This window comes from Rhizobium sp. IY2, from assembly GCF_047532935.1.
GTDB lineage: Bacteria > Pseudomonadota > Alphaproteobacteria > Rhizobiales > Rhizobiaceae > Rhizobium > Rhizobium anhuiense.
The window spans coordinates 114999-136447 of record NZ_JBLKNU010000009.1; the positions used below are offsets into that span (position 1 = coordinate 114999).

The window sequence follows — 21449 nt, forward strand, 5'->3', positions numbered from 1 at the left end:
CGTGCCTGTCGGAAAGACCAAAAGGCGCAACCCCTACTATAACGGCCCGGTGTCCGATCATTTCGACGGCACGCATTTCTTCAATCCCGACGGCATCGAGCCCCTTGGTTTCCGCGATCTGCTGCGCTGGCAATTCGGCGGTGGCCGTCAGCGTTGGCCGCAATCGGTCCCAAGTCCGTACCCGGCGGCCAAGCCGGATCCATGCGTGGACGGCGAGGATCTAAGGGTGACCATGGTTGGTCATGCAACACTGCTCGTGCAGGTCGCCGGGCTCAATATCCTCACCGACCCGGTGTGGTCGGAACGCGCAAGTCCCTTCGCTTTTGCCGGACCCAAGCGCGTCGTCCCACCAGGCATCGCGTTCGATGATTTGCCGCCAATCGATCTCGTGCTGGTATCGCACAATCACTATGATCATCTCGATATCGCAACGCTCAGGCGGTTGGGTGCGAAGCATCGGCCGCGTGTCGTGACGCCACTCGGCAATGACACGATCATTCGCCGTGCCGTGCCCGATATACAGACGACATCGATGGACTGGGGCGAGCACATTTCCCACGCCGGAATAAGCATTGATGCAGAGCCGGCACACCATTGGTCCGCGCGCGGAACCACCGATCGCCGGATGGCACTCTGGGCGTCATTCGTTTTGTCGACTCCAGCCGGAAAAATTTATCACGTCGGAGATACGGGCTTTCACCACGGCATCAATTACAAAGCGGCACAGCGGAAACATGGCAGCTTTCGCTTGGCTATTTTACCCTTCGGCGCATATGAGCCGCGCTGGTTCATGAAAGGGCAGCACCAGAATCCGCGGGAGGCGGTGATGGGGATGAAGTTAGCAAATGCGGCCTATGTGGCCGGGCATCACTTCGCCACGTTCCAACTGACAAATGAAGCGGTCGACGCGCCGGCAAGAGCGTTGCAAGACGCAATGAGCGAGCATGATATTCCCCCCGAACGGTTTCGGCCGCTCAGGGCCGGCGAAGTATTCAATGTGCCGGCTGCCTGAAAAACGATGTCAGGCGACGTTTAGCGGCGCATGAAGGCTTCGAAGGCCGCCCGGGCCTCGGCGCTTTTCAGCCGCGCGGAGAAATAGCGGGCCTCTTCGTCAATCCGGGCGATGATCTCGCCACGATCGCCGCGAATAAGATCGCGGGCGATGCGCAGCGCCTCCGGCGGCTTGGCCGCGAGTTTGGCAGCCAGGCCAAGCGTCAGTGAATCGACCTCGCCTGGTTCGACAACCTTCCAGACCAGACCGGCTTGCCTTGCCTCCTCGGCCGAAAATGCTTCGCCGGCGGCCAGCATGGCGAAGGCGCGCTGATGTCCCATCAGCCGCGGCGCGACGAGGCTGGAACCGGCCTCCGGCACCAGCGCCAGATCGACGAAGGGCGTGCGGAACTGGCTGCGGCTGGAGGCGACGGTCAGGTCGCAATGGAGATGGATCGTCGTGCCGATGCCGACCGCCAGACCATCGACGCCGGAAACGACGGGTTTTTCGGCATTCACCAGCGCATAGAGGAAATCGAGGATCTCCTGCTCCAGGCCGCGGCCGCCCATTGCGGCAGCGAGAAAATCGTTCAGGTCGTTGCCGGCCGAGAAGCAGCCTTCGGTGCCGAGCAAGGCGGTGGCGCGGATGCCGGGATCGGCATTGGCCGCATTCAAAGCATCGGCCATGATGCGGTACATGGGGCGGGTGATGGCGTTCTTCTTTTCCGGCCGGTTGAAGCGGATGGACTGGACGCCGGGATAGGCGGAAGGCTGCTCGACGATGATGTGGTCGGTCATGGGGTCTCCTCAGGCAAGCAGGATGCGGGCGGCGGCAAGGCTTGCCGCGCCATTGACGACCCGGTCGCGAAGGGCTGCGGTCTCGGCGAGCAGGTTTTCGGCAGAGAAGCGGCAGAGCGCGATGCGGCCCTCACCTGCGCCATCGGCGGCCTCGGCGAGAGCGCCCTTGGCGAGGTAACAGCCGGTGAGCACGAGGCCGAAGAGGCGCTGATAGGGCGTTGCGCCCGAGAGCGCCTCGGCGGCTCTCTCCTCGGCAAGCGCCTTCATCAGCCAGGCGGTCGTCTGTTCGAGATCGACGATCGCGGCATCGAGCCTTACGGCAGTCTCGCCGAAACCATCGAGATTGGAGCCGCGGACGCTATCGGCGATCTGCTGAAGCTCGGTGACGAAGCCGTTCACCTGCTCGCCGCCGGAGAGCGGCAGCTTGCGGGTGACGAGGTCGATCGCCTGGATGCCGTTGGTACCCTCATAGATCGGGGCGATGCGGGCATCGCGGAGATACCGCGCCGCGCCTGTCTCCTCGATGAAGCCCATGCCGCCATGCACCTGAATGCCGAGCGAGGCGACGTCGACGCCGGCATCGGTCGAAAAGGATTTGGCGATCGGCGTCAGCAAAGCGGCGCGCTCCTGCCAGTGGCGACGATCGTCACCGGCGCGATGGGACATGTCGATCGCGTGAGCGCAGGCATAGGAGATGGCGCGTGCCCCTTGGGTCAGCGCCTTCATGGTCAGAAGCATGCGGGCGACATCGGGATGTTCGACGATCGGGCTCATGCCGGCGCTGGTTGAACCCGGCGCCCTGCCCTGGGTGCGTTCCCTGGCATAGGCGACTGCTTTCTGGGTGGCGGCCTCCGAGATCGCCACGCCCTGCATGCCGACGGCAAGGCGGGCGTTGTTCATCATCGTGAACATGCAGGCCAGTCCCTTGTTCTCCTCGCCGACCAGCCATCCGACAGCGCCTTTTTCACTGCCGAATTTTCCGTCGCCGTAGATCATCGTGCAGGTCGGCGAACCATGGATGCCGAGCTTGTGCTCGAGCGAATGGCAGAAGAGATCGTTGCGGGGCCCAAGCGATCCGTCGTCGTTGACCAGGAATTTCGGCACCAGGAAGAGCGAGATGCCGCGCGTGCCGGCCGGCGCGTCCGGCAACCGGGCCAGCACCAGATGGATGATGTTGTCGGCTGCGTCATGTTCGCCCCAGGTGATGAAGATCTTCTGGCCGAACAGACGGTAGCTGCCGTCATCGCGGCGTTCGGCGCGGGCTTTCAGCACGCCGAGATCGGAGCCGGCATGCGGCTCGGTCAGGTTCATGGTGCCGGTCCATTCGCCTGACACCATCTTCTCCAGATATTTGTCTTTCAGCGCAGCGCTGCCATGGGTGCTGACCGCCTCGATGGCGCCCATCGTCAGCGTCGGGGCGAGCGCAAAGGCCATGGAGCCGGAGTTCCACATTTCCAGCGCCGCGACATTCAGCATATGCGGCAGCGCCTGGCCGCCAAACGCCTCGGGGGCGGTCAGTCCGTTCCAGCCGCCGGCGATCCAATTGCGATAGAGATCGCGCCAGCCATCCGGCAGCCGGACTTCGCCGCCCTCCAGACGGGCGCCCTGGCGGTCTCCGATGTCGGCGAGAGGCGCCACTTCCTCTGTGGCAAAACGTCCCGCCTCGGCCAGGATGGCGTCGACGAGATCCTCGCCGAGATCACCGAGCAGCCCTTGTGACATCGCCTCGCCCATGCCCGCTACGTGCTTCAACGTGAACGCGATTTCCTCGACGGGCGCCTTGTACATGCTCTTTTCCTCCGCAGACGGCCTCGCACCCCAGCAAAGCCCCTCCGAGGCAAGGGCTAATTGATTTTTACGTAAACGTCAATTTCGATTTCTTTGGCTGCCATGTGATAGTTTGCCTGAACATGGCGCTTGGCTCTTGCACCCTTGCGCAAATGAACGTCATGAAGACACTTTAAAGAACGATATCGCCTTCGCAAAGGATCGGCGACCAATGGATACATTGCCCGTCACCATACCCGGTTTCGTCTGGGCCTATCGTTTCTCGCCCGACGAAAAGACCGCGGTGCGACTAAACAATAGTGCGACGGTGGCGGAACTGGCCGCCGACAACTGTTTCTACTGGCTGCACCTCAACCTCGTCGACGCCCGGGTGCCGGCCTTGCTCGAAACCCTGGACGGGTTGACGGAGGATGCGAAATCGGCGCTGACGACGCGGGATACGCATGCGGCCATCACCGTCGACGAGCAGATGCTCTATGGCACGCTCGTCGATTGCCAGCGCGATTTCGCCCAGGACACCAACAATCTCGGCTGGCTGCATTTCGCCATGTCCGATCGCTTCATCATCACCACGCGGCTGCAGCCGCTGCGCAGCGTCGAACGGGCGCGGGCGCTGATCGAGAAGAACCCGGGCAAATTTTCGCGGCCGGTCGATCTGTTCGAACTGCTGGTGATCGAATTCCAGCGCACGCTGATTACGATCGTCATCGAACTCACCGAAGAGCTGAACCAGATCGAGGATATCGTCTACGACAACGCGCCGCGCGACGAACGCCGGCGCTTAGCGCCTGTGCGGCGAACCGTGGTCAGGCTGCATCGGCATCTGCGCACGGTGCTGGCGCTGATGCGCCGTGCGGCGGCGGCCGACGACGACGAGATGCCCTTCGGCTTCGACGATGTGGCGCGGCGCCTGACCAGCCGGCTGGAAACGGTAGACCACGATATCTATGCGCTGCAGGACCGGGCGCGCCTGCTGCACGAAGAAATCGATTCGAAACAATCCTCCGAAACCAATCGCCACCTCTATCTGCTGTCGATCATGACGGCCTTCCTGCTGCCGCCGACCCTGGTGACCGGTTTCTTCGGCATGAACACCGCCAACCTGCCCTTCGCCGTCGGCGACTACGGCACCGAATACGCCGTCGCCCTGATCGTCGCGTCCATTGCGTTTGCCTGGTGGCTGCTGCGGCGGGTGGATATTCTTTGAGGCGGAAGCGTTTGGCGTGACTGGCGGGGGAAGCTTGGGTTCGCTATCCATCACACGTCGCGGAACTTGCCACAGAGCTCGCCCCACCCTCCGTCATCCTCGGGCCTCACCCGAGGATCCATGTGGGCCTCCATCAGCAGCGGGCACGGATCCTCGGCTCAAGGCCGAGGATGACGGAGGGTGGGGGAACGCTCCAGCCAAACTCGCCGCCGATGCAGCGAATGGCGCGGTGTTACGACTACCACATCACACCGCATTGACACGGAGCGATCGAAAGCGCGGCGCGCTTCCTGCCTCAATACGGCGAATAGCACTGCTGGCGCGGGCCGTTATAGGGCTGGAACGTATTGTCGTAGGCGCGATAGGACCTATAGCGGTTGGCGCACCAGGCGACGTGGCTTGAACCCATGCGGGGCGCGGGCTCGACGTAACGCGGCTGGGCGACGATGGCGCCGCCGATGACTGCGCCGGCGCCGAAGGCGGCGAGCGGATACCAGTAGCCGTTATAATGGCGATAGCCCGGGCGATAATAGGAATATCCGCGATAGCCGCCGTAGTAGCCGGGCCGGTAATAGGCGCCGGGGCGATAGCCGGGCCGGTAATAATCGCGGCGATAATAACGGCGGTACTGGACGTCCTCGACCGCCGAGGATTTTTCCACCTGCGGAGCGGTCGGCATCTGGATGGCCTGCGACGGCGCAAAGCCCGTCAGAACGACGGCGGCGGCCAGAACTGCGGTTGCAATCTTGTTTCTCAGCCCGATCATTGTTTTCTCCCATTCAACAGCGAGCACCGCCTGCCTAGCAACGCTTTTGCCCCTGAATGGTTCCAAAAGCCGCCGGGACCGGCAGCTTCCTTTTAGAGAATCCGAACTGAACCGGACATTAACCGCCCGGCTCAGCCAGTGTGCGTTCAGGCAACGGCCGAGATTTTCGCCTGGTCGCCCTGCAGACGGTTCACCATGAAGTTCGAATACCATTCGAGGAACTGCATGACGCCGCCTTCATGCAGCGACGAATAGGGGCCGGGCTCATAGGCGGGCGAGTGAATGCCGAAGGCGTTTTCCTCGACGATCCGGCGATCCTGGTCGTTGGTCTCGGTCCAGACGTGGGTCAGTTCCTCTAGATTGTAATCCACGCCTTCGACGGCGTCCTTGTGGACGAGCCACTTGGTCGTCACCGCCGTCTCGTTGGCGCTGAGCGGCAGCACGCGGAAGGAGATGGCGTGGTCACCGAGCAGGTGGTTCCAGGTCGTCGGGTAGTGGAAGAGCAGCATGGTGCCGATATGGCTGATCGAGATATCGTCGGCGAGCGGGCGCTTGACGGCGCGCTTGCCCGACATGGTGTAGCTTTCGGCATCTTCGATCAGCGGCATGCGGGCGGTGCGGAACTGGCCGTCCGGCGAAATCTGGAACTTGCTCGGCAGGCCGGCAGCCTCGCAGCGCGCCCAATGGCCGGCGATCTCCGGATCGTCGGCGCCGCCATCCGTGCCGGTGACACTCGGGGCTTCGGGATAGGTGCGGCAGAGTTCGGGATGATTGGCGGCGCAGTGATAGCACTCGCGGTTGTTTTCCCAGACGAGCTTCCAGTTGCCCTTCTCGATGATCGTGCTCTGGAAGGCGACCTTGCTCTCGCTGATCCGGTGCGGCGCGACATAGGGTTCGATCTTGTCGCGCACCGGCTGGAAATCCGGGGCGGTGTTGGCAAGGCAGATGAAGACATAGCCTGCGACGACTTCGCAATGGACGGGTTTCAGATTGAAGCCGGTCTTGTCGAAATCATCGCCCATGTGGCGGGCGAAGGCGAGCTTGCCTTCGAGATCATAGGTCCACTGATGGTAGGGGCAGACGAGCCGCACGGAGGAGCCGTGCTCCTTGGTGCAGACGCGCGAGCCGCGATGGCGACAGCTGTTGTGGAAGGCGCGGATGACATTGTCTTTGCCGCGGACGATGACGACGGGATAGCTGCCGATCTGGACGGTGAAATAGGCGCCCGGCTTCGGCAGTTCGCAATCATGGCCGATGAACAGCCAGTCGCGATAATAGATCATCTCCATGTCGAGCTGGAAATAATCCTCGTCTATGTAGAACGGCTGTTCGAGGCTGAAGCCCTCACGGCGGCTCTTGAGCTGACGCAAAACGTTGCTGCGAATATCCATCTTCATGTCCTCGTGCACCCGGTTGCCACCCTCGAACAGAGGGCTGGCGGAAGCGCGCCCGCTTCCTTCTCCTTCGGGAGAATTGTTCATGGCGCCATTTAATCACCGAGCATGGTTGCCGCTTGGTTGTAATGCGACATCGGCTTCGAAATTGACGACAGGATGCGGCAAGGCTTGAAGCGGCTCATCCCGGTCGATCACATCGCCCGACTCTCATCGTCCGACTCTCCGGGCAATTATCCTCAATTGCGACATGGCGTAAAGAGCCGTCACGCAAGAGGTCGGCTGCCTGACATCGATCGCCGTCGCGTTTGCGACATCTGCCGGCGCCTGCCGGTCAGCCGGCCGGCCACCGGCTCATTTTTAACATCGCCTTAAGCATACCGTCTTATCCTTCTAACGATTACCGACCGACCGAAGAACGCGAACCATGGCCAAACTCCGTTATTTCGACGCGAAAGATGCGAGCAGATCGCAGGAGCCGCAGCTGATTGCCGCGCATTCCGAATTCCTGCGCACCGGCCGCATCCCCCGCGACCGGCGCCACTGGCTGGCAGAGGAAAAGCGCTATCTCACCCATGATGAGGTCGCAGCAAAGACCGCGCGCAAGCTGCAGGTTGCCGGCGAGAAGACGCATCAGCACATCAACGGCTTTCACCACTCGATCCAGTTTCCGAAGATGATCTTCCACCGGACGCTGGAGGACAGCCCGCATCTCGGCTATTGCCACGTCACCGCCTCGCGGACGAAATTCGCCCATTACGAGGACGTGAGCTGGGCTTTCTACATCGCCAATTTCTATTCCGACATCGGCGAGAACGACAATTTCTTCGAGCGCATCGATGTCGGCTATTCCCGCATGTATTTCGCCGTCGCCATCAAACCGGGCGAGAACTCCACGGAAAAGATGACCATCGACCGGTCGGTGCGCGGCAACGGCTTGCTCTTCCGTACCCATGATCCGCAGGCAGCGATCCGCAACATCCTCCTGCTCGGCGCCCGCAACGAACAGCTGCGTGAAATCATCCGGCAGCTATAAGGCGATTGATCGCCGCCGACGGAAAGCCTAATGACTGCCGGGGCTAATTTATGGGCAGGACATGGCGCGCATAATCGACATAAAGGCAGACAGGCAGGCAGCGATCGAAGCGGCCTCAGCCGCTCTTGCCGACGGCTTTGCCATCGCCATCCCGACCGAGACCGTCTACGGCCTTGCAGCCGACGCCACCAATCCTGTCGCCATCACCCACATCTACGAGACAAAGGGACGGCCGCGTTTCAACCCGCTGATCTGCCATATGGCCAATCTGGCAATGGCCGAAGAACATGCCGAATTCGACCCGCTCTCGCGGGCACTCGCTGCGGCCTTCTGGCCCGGGCCGCTGACGCTGGTGCTGCCGCTGAAGCCTGATAGTCCGATCCATTCGCTGGCGACCGCCGGGCTCGACAGCGTCGGCGTCCGTGTGCCGGAAGGGTTTGCCGGCGCGTTGATCGCCGCCTTCGGACGGCCGCTCGCAGCGCCCAGCGCCAATACGTCGGGCGGGATCAGCGCCACGAGTGCCGCCCATGTCGACGCCGATCTCGGCGCGCGGATCCCGTTGATCCTCGATGCAGGCCCAAGTGCCGTCGGCGTCGAATCGACGATCGTCAAGGCAGAGGGCGGCCGGCTGCGGCTGCTTCGACCGGGTGGACTGGCGGCGCGCGAGATCGAGCGCGTCGCGGGCCAGCCGCTGCTGCGTGCGAAAACGGCCTCGGCGGCAATCGAGGCGCCAGGCATGCTCGCCTCGCATTACGCGCCGGGCGCTTCGGTGCGCCTCAATGCGACGACGGTGGAACCCGGCGAAGCGCTGATCGCCTTCGGCAGCGCGGCGGTCTCCGGCGCCAACGGCGCGCGGATCGTCCTTGACCTCAGCCCGCGCGGCGATCTCGCCGAGGCGGCGGCCAATCTTTTCGACTACATGAAGCGGGCCGATGCCAGCGGGGCATCGAGCATCGCCTTTTCGCCGATTCCCGAAGAGGGGCTCGGCGAAGCGATCAACGACCGCCTGCAGCGGGCAGCCGCACCCCGCGACTGAAAGACCTGGATTGGCCCGGACGACCGCTTTGCGGTCGCCTTGAGAATGGAGGATCGAGCCCGATGAGCAGCCCCAGCATTTCCACCGAACTGCTCGACCGCTTCGTCGCCATCGTCGGCGAAAAATACGCGCTTCGCGGCGAGGCCGATCTGGCGCCGCATCTGATCGAAAACCGCGGGCTCTATCGCGGCTCCTCCCCTCTCCTCCTGAAGCCGGGCTCGGTCGAGGAAGTCTCTGATATCATGAAGCTTGCGACCGAGACCGGAACGGCGATCGTGCCGCAGACGGGCAATACCGGCCTCGTCGGCGGCCAGACGCCGCGTGCCGGCAAGTGCGATATCATCCTGTCGCTCGATCGCATGAACAGGATCCGCGATGTCGATCCGGTGGCGAACGTGCTGGTGGCCGATGGCGGCGCCATCCTGGCCGAGGTGCAGAAGGCAGCCGAGGCGCATGGGCGGCTGTTTCCGCTGTCGCTCGGCTCCGAGGGCTCCTGCCGCATCGGCGGCAATCTATCCACCAATGCCGGCGGCACGGCCGTGCTTGCCTATGGCAATATGCGGCAGCTCTGCCTCGGCCTCGAAGTGGTGCTGCCGACCGGCGAAATCTGGGACGGCTTGCGCCGCCTGAAGAAGGACAATACCGGCTACGATCTGCGCGATCTCTTCATCGGCGCCGAAGGCACGCTCGGCATCATCACCGGCGCCGTGCTGAAGCTCTTCCCGCAGCCGCTCGGCCATCAGGTGGCGTTTGCCGGCCTGAATTCGGTCGAGGATGCGCTTGCCCTCTTCAACCTGGCCTCCAGCCTCTGCGGCACCTCGCTCACCGGTTTCGAGCTGATGCCGCGTTTCGGCGTCGAGATCACCACGCGCCATATCGACGGCGTGCGCGATCCGCTGGATGCCGCCTATCCCTGGTACGTGCTCATCGACATTTCGACCTCGGACTCGGCCGAGACGGCGGAGCGGATGATGAACGGCGTGCTGGAACAGGGGTTTGGGGCCGGGCTGGTGCTGGATGCCGCAATCGCCGCCTCCCTGGCGCAGCAGAAGGCGATCTGGCACATGCGCGAGAGCATGTCGGATGCCCAGAAGCCGGAAGGCGGGTCGATCAAGCACGATGTCTCCGTGCCGGTGTCGAGGATCCCGCATTTCATGGCCGAGGCCGCAGAGGCGGTGATGGCGGCGATGCCGGGCGCCCGCATCTGCGCCTTCGGCCATATGGGCGACGGCAATATCCATTACAATATTTCCCAGCCGGTCGGCGCCGACAAGGCCGCCTTCATCGCCCGCTGGCGCGAAATGAACCATATCGTGCATGGGCTGGTGCTTGCCCATGGCGGCTCGATCTCGGCCGAGCACGGCATCGGTCAGCTGAAGCGCGACGAACTGGCGGCAATCCGCCCAGTGATCGAAATCGAGCTGATGCGCCGCATCAAGCGCGCCTTCGACCCCGCCAATATCATGAACCCGGACAAGGTCGTCAGCCTCGAGCCGTGAGGTCGGCGAGACCGGCCCTCATCCGGCTGCCGCCACCGACCGGGGTCGACCCCGGTAAGGTTAGGGTGAGGGGCAGCCATTTGCGCCACTGCCCGCTTTCCTGAAATTACCTTAGATTTACTGCGTGCCGCCGCCGGTCAGGATCTGCAGTGCCGGCGACTGCTGGGTGGCGTTCTGGACGTCGTACATAGCGGTGAACCGCCGCAGCAGCTTGTCGACCTTCTTCGGATCCTGGAGATCCTCGAGCTTGACGAAGCGGTTGATGAGATCGGCCTGCTTGGTGACGTCCATGCCCGAAATCTGCGACGGCAGGCTGTAGGCCGTGGTGATGACCTGATAGAGCGCCTTGTCGCCGAGGATCGAATAGATCGAGGTGATGCTCGGGGCCTTGCGGCTGAAATAGAGCGCCAGGCGAACGCCGTCGTTGGATTCGCCCTCCTGGGTTTCCATCGTCTGCTGGACATAGAGCTCCTGGGTGTGCTCCTCGGCCGCCTTGTTCTGGATGGTGCCCATCTTGGCACGGGTCAGATTGCCGTCCTTGTCGAAGTTGAAGGCGGCGACGATGTCCTTGAAACGAGCATCGGCGGTGGCGTTGAGATAGCTCTTCTTGTCGTCGGGATCGGAGGTGAAGATCTTCTTCAGCGTCGCCTTGTCGTAATCCTTCGGGTCAAGATTGTTCGCTTTCAGCACCAGGTCGGTCAGGCGGCTGTCGTCGAGGAAATCGTCGAGCGACTTCACCTTCGCCATGCCCTTGGCGAAATAGTCGACCTCAGCCGTCGCGTCCTTCGCCGCCTTGTCCTTCACCGGACCGTCCTTCATCAGCATGGTGATATGCGATCTGTAGTCGGTGGCGTATTTGGCCATGGTCGCGTCGGGCAGTGCCTGGAAGGGTGATGCCGCCTTGCCGTCGGGGCCAAAATTGAAGGCGCGGGCAAGGTTGGTGATGCGTTCATCCTTGAGCGAGGCGACATAGCCATTCGGGTCGTAGGCATCGCTCGTCAGGATCTTGCGCATCATCGAGCGCGAGACCTCCTGGTCGGTCAGACCGAAGGCCTGCAGCGCCACGTGGAAGAGATCCGGCAGGTTGTCGTTGCCCTTGCTGAAATCGGCCGACGAATTGCTGCGCAGGAAATCATTGACGCTGGTGACGTCGGAGAAATTCAGCAGGCTGCTGCTGTCGGCCATAAGCTTCTGGTAGTTGGATAGGACCTCGTCGATCGCCTCGTCGCGTTCGTCGTCGTAGCGCGCCGCATAATTGTCGTTGGTGGTCTGTGCCTGATCGGCCGTCTGGGCCGAGGTGGCGACAGGAAGCGAGCCGTCGGCAGCGAAATTGAAGTCGGCATTGAGATCGGCATGGCCGGCTGCGGCAGCGGCCGTCGCATCGGTCAGGATGCTCTTCAGATCGGCGTCCGAAATATTGAACGGCAGATTGTAGGTGCTCTTCAGGAAATTGGTGATGGCGCTGTCGGCAAGCAGCTCATCGACATTGCTGATCGTCGACATCCTGGCGGAATAATCATCCGTGCGCGCCGAGGCGGCAAATTTCGTGCTGCTGATCTGGGACGCCGTCTGCGCAGCCATGCCGTCCTCGAGCGTGCCGTCCGCCTTGAAATTGAAGGCGGCGGCAACGTCGGCATAGGTGCCGGTGCCGCTCTGATCGGTCAGGATAGCGCGAAGAGCGACATCGTTGACCGTCGACGGGATGCCGTAGGCGTTGCGCACGAAATTGTTCAGCTTCTGGTCGGTCAGCAACTGGTCGACGTTCGAGATGCCGGCGATGGTCGACTGGTAGTAGACTGCCCCATTGTCGGCCTTGCTGGTGGTGCTGGCGCTTTGCGTCGCCGTCTGCGAGGCGTAAAGGGTCGCGATCGAACCGTCCGATTTGAAATTGAAGAGGTCGTGAACGTCGCTGTAGCCCTGGGCGCTGGCAGCCGTGCGGTCGACGAGGAAAGTCCTCAACGTCGCGTCGGAGACGCTGTCTGCGATCTGCATGCTGTTTCTGAGATAGCTGACCGAAACCGCATCCGACATGATGTCGTCGACATTGGTGACGCTGCCGATCATGCTGTTGAAGTGCGCTGCATTCGCCGCCGACTTGTCGGTGGTCGATTTCCGCTGCGCCGCAGTCTGGATCACGGAACCGTTGATCGAGCCGTCCGCCTGGAAGTTGAAGTCGGCATTGAGATCGGCATGGCCCTGGGCCGCGGCATAGGTGGAATCGGTCAGGATGTTCTTCAGGTCGGCATTGCTGAAACTCGTGCCGAGACCGTAGGCATCCTTGATGTAGCGCGCCAGCACACTATCGGCCAGCAGGGCGTCGACATTGGTGATGCTGCTCGACTGCGATGTGACGGAATAATAGTTGGTCGTGCTCGATGCGGCCGCCTTCAGATTGTTTGACTGATCGACCGACTGGACGCGCGCCGTGCTCGAGGCCGACCCGTCAGCCTTGAAGTTGAAAGCATTGTAGACATTGGTAAAGCCCATCAGCTGTGCATAACTGGGATCGGTCAGCACCGTGCGCAGCGCGGCCGCGGTGAAGTCGGCGCCCATGCTGTAGGCCGTCGTGATGTAGGAAGTCAGGCGCTTGTCGGCGACCAGATCGTCGACATTGGTGATCGTGCCGATCTTCGCCGTGTAATAGGCCTTGTTGTAGTCCGCCGCCGTCTGACCGACGTAATAGACATCCGAGCCGACCGAATTGTCGATGATGACGGATTGGGAATTCAGGGTGTAGGACTCGATGACCGAGGCCTTTTGCGCGGCGGTCTGCGCCGTGCCGTTGACGGTGCCGTCGGCATTGAAGCTGAACTGGGCGGCAAGCGCCTTGTACTTGTCGCCGCCTTGGGTGTTGACGACGCTCGTGGGGTCGCTGAGATCGCTCGTCAGCACCTGCCGCAGAAAAGTCGTCGACGCGTAGGTCGGATCGATGTTGAAGGTCTTCAGCACATAGGTGCGCAGCCGGGTGTTGTTAACAAGGTCGTCGACGCTCTGCACGCTATCGATATTGTTGCTGTAATAGGTGCTCTCGGCGGCCGCGGCCTTGTCGGCATCGATGAAGGACTGCTTGTAGAGGCCGATCAGGTCGTCTTCCTGTGCGTCCGTCTGCACATCCTTGGCCGGCGCGTTGAAATTGAAGGCGGCGGCGAACTCGCGGTAACGCGTATCGGAAAGCTTGTTGGCGTAGCTGTCGGGGTCGGTGAGATCGCTTTCGAGCACCTTCTTCATGAAGGCCTTGGCATAGGTCATGTCCTCGAGACCATAGGCCTTCATCGCATAGCTGTAGAGCTTGTAGTCGCCGAGGAAGTCGTCGACGTTTTCGACCTTGTTGATATGGTCGGCGTAGTACTGAGCATCCTTCTTGACCGTCGCCTGCGACGCAACCTTGTTGAGGCTGGACGTCATATCCCGCGACAGGATCGTATATGCGAGGGAAGCCGAGATCATGAAAAGCGCCCTTTTCACCCAAAATTTCTAAAAGAACGACGAACTGCTGGTGAGCACATTTTGCCATGGAAAGCTTACCTGAGGCTTACCTCTGGATGCATCGTTTCAGGACATCGCACCGTTCACCTTCCGGAAACCTTGCCGGATTCGGTTTTGATAACCATCAGAGGAGGCAAAGTTTTCTTAACCGCAATTTTTAAGCTGTACGGAAGGGCGGGTGCCTATTGTCGGCCATAGAGGACGAAAAGTCCCAAGGAGAAGACCGGAAATCGGCTCTCAGGTAAGACAAGGGTAGAATGAAATGAACAATCCCGTTATGAAGCCCGCCTGGGCTGGCACGACGTTACGCCTCGATCCGTCCCGCTTTCCCCAGCAGGTCAGCTATGCCATCCATGATTGTTCGGATGACGTCAGTATCACGATAGACGAACGCGGCGCGGTCCTGCGCAAGGTCCTGCCCTCCAGCGGCCTGCCGCTCTCGATTGCGCTGCCGAAGCGCGTCTTCCAGGGTGTCGCCGCCCGCGCCATCGACCATGGCGACGGCGAAGTCACCGTGACGCTCGAGCTTCACCACGCCGATCCGGAGCTCTGCATTCCGCTGCTCGTCGCCCATGATCTCAGCGACATCGCCGCCGACTGGCGCAACTGGTCCGAAGCCTTCCGCATCCCGATGCTGATGGTCGAAGCCGACGGCGTCGCGCGTCCGCTCGAAGAGCATATTGGCGCCTTGCGCACCAGCGACATCAAGCCCCGCCGCCGTCATTCCTACTTCGCCAATCGCCGCCCGCGCTTCCTCGTGCGCCGCACCACCGGCCGGCTGGGTGTCGCGATGAAGATCGAAGGTAAGGAAATCATCGCCCGCAACTGAACAAAAACGCGACAATTCCATTCGGGAACGTCGCTTCGGAACCATTTTGAAACCCGGCGCCCGCGCCGGGTTTATCGTTTCATGCATCGTCCCATTCAGGGAATGGCGAAGAGCAGCGAGACGAAGAGGCCGAAGAAGATGATCAGGCCGACGCGGTTGTTCGATTTGAAGAGCGCCAGGCATTGGGCGGCATCGTCGATATCGAGCCGGACGATCTGCCAGGCGAACATGCCGGCGGCGCCGAGCAAAGCCAGAAACGCGATGAGATTGGCGTCGGCGAGCAGAAAAGCGATGAACATCAGCACCAGCGTCAGCCCATAAAGGCCGATCAGCCATTGCCGCGTCCTGTCGCCGAACAGCCGCGCGGTGGAGCGGACGCCGATCAGCTCGTCATCCTCCTTATCCTGATGCGCATAGATCGTGTCGTAACCGATCGTCCAGGCGACGGAGGCGGCATAAAGCAGGACGGCAGCGAAGGAGAGACCGCCTGATATGCCGGCCCAGCCCATCAATGCGCCCCAGGAAAAGGCAAGTCCCAGGTAGAATTGCGGCCAGTCGGTGAAACGTTTGGCGAAGGGATAAAGCGCCACGATGCCAAGCGAGAGCACGCCGAGAAAAACGGTAAACCAGTTGAACTGCAAGAGCACGAAGAGGCCGACCAGCGCCTGCAGGCCGATGAAGATCTTCGCCCGGCGGCGGGTGACGCGGCCGGAGGGGAGCGGACGCGACCGCGTGCGCGCCACTTCCATGTCGATCTCGTGGTCGACGAGATCATTATAGGTGCAGCCGGCGCCGCGCATGGCGACCGCGCCGATGAAATACAGAAACAGGTGAGACACCAGCACGCTGCCGGAGTAGATCCCCTCGCCGATCGCCGCATTGGCGGCAAGGGTCGCCGACCAGAAGCACGGCCACATCAAGAGCTGCCAGCCGATCGGGCGGTCCCAGCGCGCAAGCTGCGCATAGGGCCAGAGCCATGCCGGCAGGATCCGGTAGACCCAGTTATCGGAAGGTGCGTCGGAAACGCGGTCGTGGAAGTCGCCAGTATCGTGCATGCCGCTCATCTAGCGGCGGGCCGCCGATCCGGTCAAGAAGCGATCATTGCGCCGCTGCTCGCCATTCCCTCGACCGGAATCGATCCGGGGGTGAAATTATGCGGCGATTCAAAGCGTTACGGCGTCGTTGCGCGCCTGAACGACGCGCAGTGCCGTCCCTCACTGCAGAGAGAAATTGAACTTGTAGGTCGCTGAAACGCCGATCAGCAGCTGGTTCTTCGAGCCGCGTTCGCGCACGAGGCTGCTGTCGGCGGCGGGACCGGCCAGCCGCTTATATTCGAGGAAGGAACTTGCCTGGAGGTTTTCCGTCGCCTTCCAGGTGAGCGCCGTGCCGGCGCCATAGGACTGGATGCCCGACGAGGGTTTATAGGGATCAAGCCCGCTTGCCGCCGCCTGCCTGGCGTTGACGCCGTAATAGGCGTCGTAATAGCCGCTGGTGGCGAAGGTCGCGCGCGGACCGCCTGATAGCTGCAGGTCGGGCGCGATATCGGTGAAGGCATCGACGGCGAGATCGGCGACGACGCCGTCATGCGCGCGGATGCCCTGGCGGACTTCGGCACGGGCGCGCAGGAAATCGGTCGGGTAGACTTCGACAAAACCACCGGCTTCGGCGCCCCATTTGACCTTCTTCATGCCCTTCAGCTCGTTGCCGTCGCCGTCATCGCGCGACGGGACGAACCTGCCGACGATACCGGCGCGGAAGGCGCCCTTGTCGATGAGGGCGAAGGAAGGATTGTCGTTGCGCGAAGAAAAGCGCGGCCCGGCGCCCTGGCGGCCGACCGAGATCAGCGGGCTGAATTTGAATTCATTATGCGACGAGCCTTCGAATTTCGGCGCGGAGAAGCCGGCAACGCCGACGCTCAGATACCAGTCGCCGGACCAGAAATGCTGGCCGCTTTCCTGCGCGGCTGCCGAACCAAAAGAAAAAAGGGCAATGGCCAAAGAGATCGATACGACTGATCGATGAAACACGTCCGCACTCCAGAAAACGCAAAACAAAAGCCGCGGAGGCGGCGCTCACTCCATTTATCCGGATCTCGTTACCCCAATGTTAACCACGGCAACGAGGGAGGCGATCGTACACTAGCGCTGGTTCCAGCGGCGGATGACCGGTTCCGTCAGGTCGTGCTCATAGCCGAGCACGCTGATGCTGGTCGTATCGAGAGAGAAATACGCCCCACCTTCCGGCGGCAGGCCGAGCCAGCGGGCGGCGAGCACGCGCAAGAAATGCGAGCTCGAGAAGATCAGGATGGTGCTTGCCGCTTCGCGAAGCGCATGGATGACGGCGTCTGCGCGGGCGCCGACATCGGCGGCGAATTCGCCATTCGGGCAACCGTCGCGAAACAGTTGCCAGCCGGGGCGGTCGGCAAGGATCGCCTTGGTCGTGATGCCTTCATAGGCGCCGTAGTCCCATTCGGCGAGTTCCTCCTTGATCACCGCGCCCGAGCCGAATCCGGCGAGCATGCAGGTCTTGCGGGCCCGCGCGGACGGGCTCGACCAGACGGCGGAGAAGGAGAGGCCCGCCAGCCGGCCGGCGAGTTTGCGGGCAGCCTCCTCGCCATTCGCCGTCAGGGGAATATCGCTGCGTCCGGTATGGCGCCCGGACAGGCTCCATTCGGTTTCACCGTGGCGGACCAGGTAGATCTCGGGAAACGCACTGCTCATCCGCACGTCCTTTCATGATAGCCGGTCCCTCGACGAAGGTCCTGCGGGCCACGGCACTTCGGGATCAGAACGCCACCTTCTCAAGCGGCGCACGCCTCGCCTCGAATTCCTTCAGCTTGGCCTCGTTGCGCGCGATGTAACTGCGGTTGTCGGGAACGGCGAACTGGTTCTTGGCGAGCTGGATCTGCAGAATGAAGAGCTCGTCCCAGCGGAAACCCATTTCGGAACCCGCCAGGTAGAATTCCCACATGCGGAAGAACTGCTCGTCGTAAAGCGCCACCGCTTCGGCCTTGCGCGCCACGAAACGCTCGCGCCAATGGCGCAGCGTATAGGCATAATGCATCGGCAGGATTTCGATATCCTTGACCAGCAGCCCGGCCTTTTCGAGCGGCGGCACCACCTCGCCGACCGAAGGGATGTAGCCGCCCGGGAAGATATATTTCTCGATGAAGGCATTGGTGCCGAAGCTCGGCTTCGGGCGGGCGATCGAATGCAGCACCATGACGCCGTTATCGTCGAGGAGATCTGATACCTTGCGGAAGAAATTGCCGTAATTGCCGATGCCGACATGTTCGAACATGCCGACCGAGACGATGCGGTCGAACTTCCTGCCCGTCATGGTGCGGTAGTCCTGCAGCTCGAAACGCACGCGATCGGAAAGACCGCGCTTTTCGGCGCGGGCGCGCGAGACCTTGAGCTGTTCTTCGCTCAGCGTAATGCCGGTGAAATCGGCGCCTTCGGTCGCCTCCGTCAGATACATGCCCATGCCGCCCCAGCCGGAGCCGATCTCCAGGATGCGCTGGTTCGGTTCAAGCAGAAGCTTGGCGGCGATATGGCGTTTCTTGGCGAGTTGCGCCTCGTCGAGACCGATGCCCGGCGGTTCGAAATAGGCGCAGGAATATTGCCAGTCCTCGTCGAGGAAAAGATCGAAGAGCTTGGCCGACAGGTCGTAGTGATGGGCGACGTTGTGCTTGTTGCGATTGACCGGCACGCGGCTCTTCAGCTGCTGCCAGGCGATGCGGCCGAGGAGCAGTGCCGCCATCTTGAAATCGAAGATTTCGTTGGTGGTGTTCTGTTTCACCAGCGACAGGAAATCGTAGATGTTGCCCTGTTCGAGAATGAACCGGCCTTGCATGTACATTTCGCCGAGCTTCATGGTCGGGTCGCGCCGGATGGCGTCCTCGGCCTCCTGATCGGCAAGGCGGGCGACAACGGTTTCACCCGTGCCGTCGCCGATAGTGTGGGTCTCGCCATTGGCAAGGGTAAGCTTCAATGAACCCTTGCGGATGATTTGCTGGACGATCGAAAGGAAAGCCGACGCCATGGACGCCTCGCAAATGTGACAGGATGGTCACATCAACTTAGTAGCTCTCTTTCGCCTTACAAGCGCCGGATTTAGCACTCCGTTCAGAACGCTGCCAAACTGTTGCATTTTTGCCGAAACACCGGCTAAACCCTTATTTTCTCTTCATGGCTTCGGCAAGTGCCGCGCCGAAGGCGCCCTGGCTCTCCGGCTTGGCAGGCGCCGGCCGGCGCTCGTTCTGCGGCCGGGAGCCCTGGTTGCCGCGAGAATCACCACGCGGCGGCGGTGCGGCAGAACCGTCATCGCGTTTCATCGACAGAGCGATGCGCTTGCGCTTCGCGTCGACTTCGACGACCCGCACCTTGACGACATCGCCCGCCTTGACGACTTCGTGGGGATCCTTGACGAAGCGATCGGCAAGCTGGGACACATGCACCAGACCATCCTGGTGCACGCCGATATCGACGAAGGCGCCGAAGGCGGCGACATTGGTCACCGTGCCTTCCAGCACCATGCCGGGCTTCAGGTCGGAGATTTCGTTGACGCCCTCGGCAAAGGTCGCGGTCTTGAAGCTCGGACGAGGGTCGCGGCCGGGTTTTTCCAGCTCGGCGATGATGTCTTTGACCGTCGGCAGACCGAATTTCTCATCGATGAACTGGCGCGGATCGACCGATTTCAACACGGCGCTGTCGCCCATCAGCGCACGCAGGTCGCGGCCACAGGCGGCGACGATCTTCTTGGCGACGCCATAGGCCTCCGGGTGCACCGAGGAGGAATCGAGCGGCTCCTTGCCGTTGGGAATGCGCAGGAAACCGGCGCATTGCTCGAAGGTGCGGCCGCCGAGGCGGGCGACCTTCAGGAGATCCTTTCGCGTCTCGAAACGGCCTTCGCTGTCGCGGTGGCGAACGATGGCATCGGCGATCGACGGGCCGAGGCCGGAAACGCGCGACAGCAGCGGTGCAGACGCGGTGTTGAGATCGACACCGACGGCGTTCACCGCGTCTTCCACCACGGCATCGAGCGAACGTGACAGCTTCTGCTGGTCGACGTCGTGCTGATACTGGCCGACGCCGATCGACTTCGGCTCGATCTTGACGAGTTCGGCCAGCGGATCCTGCAGGCGCCGCGCGATGGAGACGGCGCCGCGCAGCGACACGTCGAGATCGGGAAACTCGGCCGCCGCGGTCGCCGAGGCGGAGTAGACCGAGGCGCCGGCTTCCGAGACGATGACCTTGGTCGGCTTCGGCGCCGGCAACTCGGCCAGCATATCGGCCACCAGTTTTTCCGTTTCGCGGCTGCCGGTGCCGTTGCCGATCGAGATCAGTTCGACATTGTGCTTGCGGATCAGCGATGCGAGCTCGACCTGAGCGCCGCGCACGTCGTTCCTCGGCTGGAAGGGATAGACGGTCGATGTCGCCACCACCTTGCCGGTGCCGTCGACGACGGCGACCTTGACGCCGGTGCGGATGCCAGGATCGAGGCCCATCGTCGCGCGCGAGCCGGCGGGTGCTGCCAAAAGCAGATCCTTGAGATTGCGGGCGAAGACATGGATCGCCTCCTCTTCGGCTCTTTCGCGCAATTCCCGCATCAGGTCGAGCGACAGCGACATGGAGAGCTTGACGCGCCAGGTCCAGCTTGCGACCTCCATCAGCCAGCGATCGCCGGGGCGGCTCGCACCGATCTCATAGGCGGCCGCGATCATGCGTTCGACCGGCTTGTTCGGCGAGGCGGTCTCGGCGTCGGCCTCGATCGTCAGCGTCAGCACCTCCTCGTTCCAGCCGCGCAGCATGGCGAGCGCGCGGTGTCCCGGCGCGGTCGCCCAGCGTTCGGAATGATCGAAATAATCGGAAAACTTCTCGCCGGTCGCCTGCTTGCCGTCGACGACCCTCGCCTTCAGCAGCGAGGCCTGGCGCATGTGGGCGCGCAATCTGCCGAGCAGGTCGGCATTTTCGGCAATGCCTTCGGCGATGATGTCGCGCGCGCCTTCGAGCGCCGTCTTCACATCCGCCACGTCTGCTGTGAGGAAGCCTTCGGCCAGGACCGCCGGTTCCCTGGTACGCTCAGTGAGGATTGCCTCGGCAAGCGGGCCGAGGCCGCGTTCGCGGGCGATTTCGGCGCGGGTACGGCGCTTCGGCTTATAGGGGAGATAGAGATCCTCGAGCTCGGCCTTGGTTACGGCGCCTGAGACCTTGGCCATCAGCTCGTCGGTCATCTTGCCCTGGCCGGTGATCGATTCGACGATCGCGTCGCGCCGGGCTTCGAGTTCGCGCAGATAGACCAGCCGCTCGGCGAGATTGCGCAACTGCGTATCGTCGAGCCCGCCCGTCACTTCCTTGCGGTAGCGGGCGATGAAGGGCACGGTGGCGCCTTCGTCGAGCAGCTCGATGGCGGCTTTGGCCTGGTCGGGCCGGGCGTTGATTTCGGCGGAGATGCGGGCTGCGAGGAAACGGAGGTCTGCGGCCATGGGGTTCCTGGGATTTCCTGTTTCGACTGAGGTGGCGGGACCATAGCGGCGAAAAGCGGCAAGGCAATGTTGGAGTTATCAGGCAGACGCCGATCCACAGGATAAGCATGCCGGAAAGACGGCGATTTTGCGG

16 protein-coding genes are annotated in these 21449 nt (G+C 62.3%); 6 read left to right on the forward strand and 10 right to left on the reverse strand.

The annotated features are described in order from the left end of the window. Window position 1: 1 nt before the first annotated feature. Window positions 2-1012, forward strand: a complete 1011-nt coding sequence (locus tag ACMUVN_RS24470) for an MBL fold metallo-hydrolase (RefSeq protein ID WP_183905854.1) — start codon at window positions 2-4, stop codon at window positions 1010-1012. Window positions 1013-1032: 20 nt separating this feature from the next. Here ACMUVN_RS24470 and ACMUVN_RS24475 read toward each other — a convergent pair whose 3' ends face one another. Continuing rightward, a complete protein-coding gene (locus tag ACMUVN_RS24475) occupies window positions 1033-1788 on the reverse strand; it encodes a crotonase/enoyl-CoA hydratase family protein (protein WP_063476442.1) in 756 nt (251 codons plus the stop codon). Between the two features lie 9 nt (window positions 1789-1797). Further along, complete coding sequence (locus ACMUVN_RS24480; RefSeq protein ID WP_414815545.1) at window positions 1798-3576, reverse strand: acyl-CoA dehydrogenase; 1779 nt, start codon at window positions 3574-3576, stop codon at window positions 1798-1800. 211 nt (window positions 3577-3787) lie between these two features. Between ACMUVN_RS24480 and ACMUVN_RS24485 the strand changes: the two genes are divergently transcribed. Further along, window positions 3788-4783: a transporter gene (locus tag ACMUVN_RS24485; protein ID WP_183905856.1), complete on the forward strand. Its 996-nt coding sequence runs from the start codon at window positions 3788-3790 to the stop codon at window positions 4781-4783. Between the two features lie 295 nt (window positions 4784-5078). On the opposite strand, the gene ACMUVN_RS24490 is transcribed toward ACMUVN_RS24485, so the two are convergent. Together ACMUVN_RS24490 and ACMUVN_RS24495 are read right to left on the reverse strand one after the other, a co-directional pair. Next, window positions 5079-5549 carry a BA14K family protein gene (locus ACMUVN_RS24490; protein WP_028757704.1) on the reverse strand — a complete coding sequence of 157 codons (471 nt, stop codon included), beginning with the start codon at window positions 5547-5549 and terminating at the stop codon, window positions 5079-5081. Window positions 5550-5695: 146 nt separating this feature from the next. Beyond that, entirely contained in the window at window positions 5696-6940 is a 1245-nt protein-coding gene (locus tag ACMUVN_RS24495) for an aromatic ring-hydroxylating oxygenase subunit alpha (protein ID WP_028756678.1), read from the reverse strand. Window positions 6941-7370: 430 nt separating this feature from the next. Here ACMUVN_RS24495 and ACMUVN_RS24500 point away from each other — a divergent pair, with 430 nt between their 5' ends. From ACMUVN_RS24500 to ACMUVN_RS24510, 3 genes are all read left to right on the forward strand, one after another. Continuing rightward, the gene (locus tag ACMUVN_RS24500; RefSeq protein WP_028756679.1) at window positions 7371-7979 is read left to right on the forward strand and encodes a DUF6656 family protein; all 609 of its coding nucleotides are present in this window, start codon (window positions 7371-7373) and stop codon (window positions 7977-7979) included. A gap of 61 nt (window positions 7980-8040) precedes the next feature. Then, window positions 8041-9015 (forward strand): L-threonylcarbamoyladenylate synthase, encoded by a 975-nt coding sequence (locus tag ACMUVN_RS24505; protein WP_414815546.1) that lies wholly within the window; start codon window positions 8041-8043, stop codon window positions 9013-9015. 62 nt (window positions 9016-9077) lie between these two features. Then, complete coding sequence (locus ACMUVN_RS24510; protein ID WP_414815547.1) at window positions 9078-10514, forward strand: FAD-binding oxidoreductase; 1437 nt, start codon at window positions 9078-9080, stop codon at window positions 10512-10514. A gap of 117 nt (window positions 10515-10631) precedes the next feature. On the opposite strand, the gene ACMUVN_RS24515 is transcribed toward ACMUVN_RS24510, so the two are convergent. Beyond that, window positions 10632-13961 (reverse strand): DUF1217 domain-containing protein, encoded by a 3330-nt coding sequence (locus ACMUVN_RS24515; RefSeq protein WP_414815548.1) that lies wholly within the window; start codon window positions 13959-13961, stop codon window positions 10632-10634. A 301-nt stretch (window positions 13962-14262) separates the two neighbouring features. Here ACMUVN_RS24515 and ACMUVN_RS24520 point away from each other — a divergent pair, with 301 nt between their 5' ends. Then, on the forward strand, window positions 14263-14829 hold the full coding sequence (locus ACMUVN_RS24520) for a DUF6101 family protein (RefSeq protein WP_028756683.1): 567 nt from the start codon (window positions 14263-14265) through the stop codon (window positions 14827-14829). Window positions 14830-14924: 95 nt separating this feature from the next. On the opposite strand, the gene ubiA is transcribed toward ACMUVN_RS24520, so the two are convergent. From ubiA to ACMUVN_RS24545, 5 genes are all read right to left on the reverse strand, one after another. Then, a complete protein-coding gene (gene ubiA / locus ACMUVN_RS24525; protein ID WP_414815549.1) occupies window positions 14925-15884 on the reverse strand; it encodes a 4-hydroxybenzoate octaprenyltransferase in 960 nt (319 codons plus the stop codon). Between the two features lie 159 nt (window positions 15885-16043). Next, a complete protein-coding gene (locus ACMUVN_RS24530; RefSeq protein ID WP_028756696.1) occupies window positions 16044-16856 on the reverse strand; it encodes a MipA/OmpV family protein in 813 nt (270 codons plus the stop codon). Window positions 16857-16967: 111 nt separating this feature from the next. Further along, window positions 16968-17549, reverse strand: a complete 582-nt coding sequence (locus ACMUVN_RS24535) for a histidine phosphatase family protein (protein WP_028756695.1) — start codon at window positions 17547-17549, stop codon at window positions 16968-16970. Window positions 17550-17613: 64 nt separating this feature from the next. Next, window positions 17614-18873, reverse strand: a complete 1260-nt coding sequence (locus ACMUVN_RS24540) for an SAM-dependent methyltransferase (RefSeq protein ID WP_028756694.1) — start codon at window positions 18871-18873, stop codon at window positions 17614-17616. Window positions 18874-19006: 133 nt separating this feature from the next. After that, window positions 19007-21316, reverse strand: a complete 2310-nt coding sequence (locus tag ACMUVN_RS24545; protein WP_047613865.1) for a Tex family protein — start codon at window positions 21314-21316, stop codon at window positions 19007-19009. Window positions 21317-21449 lie beyond the last annotated feature (133 nt).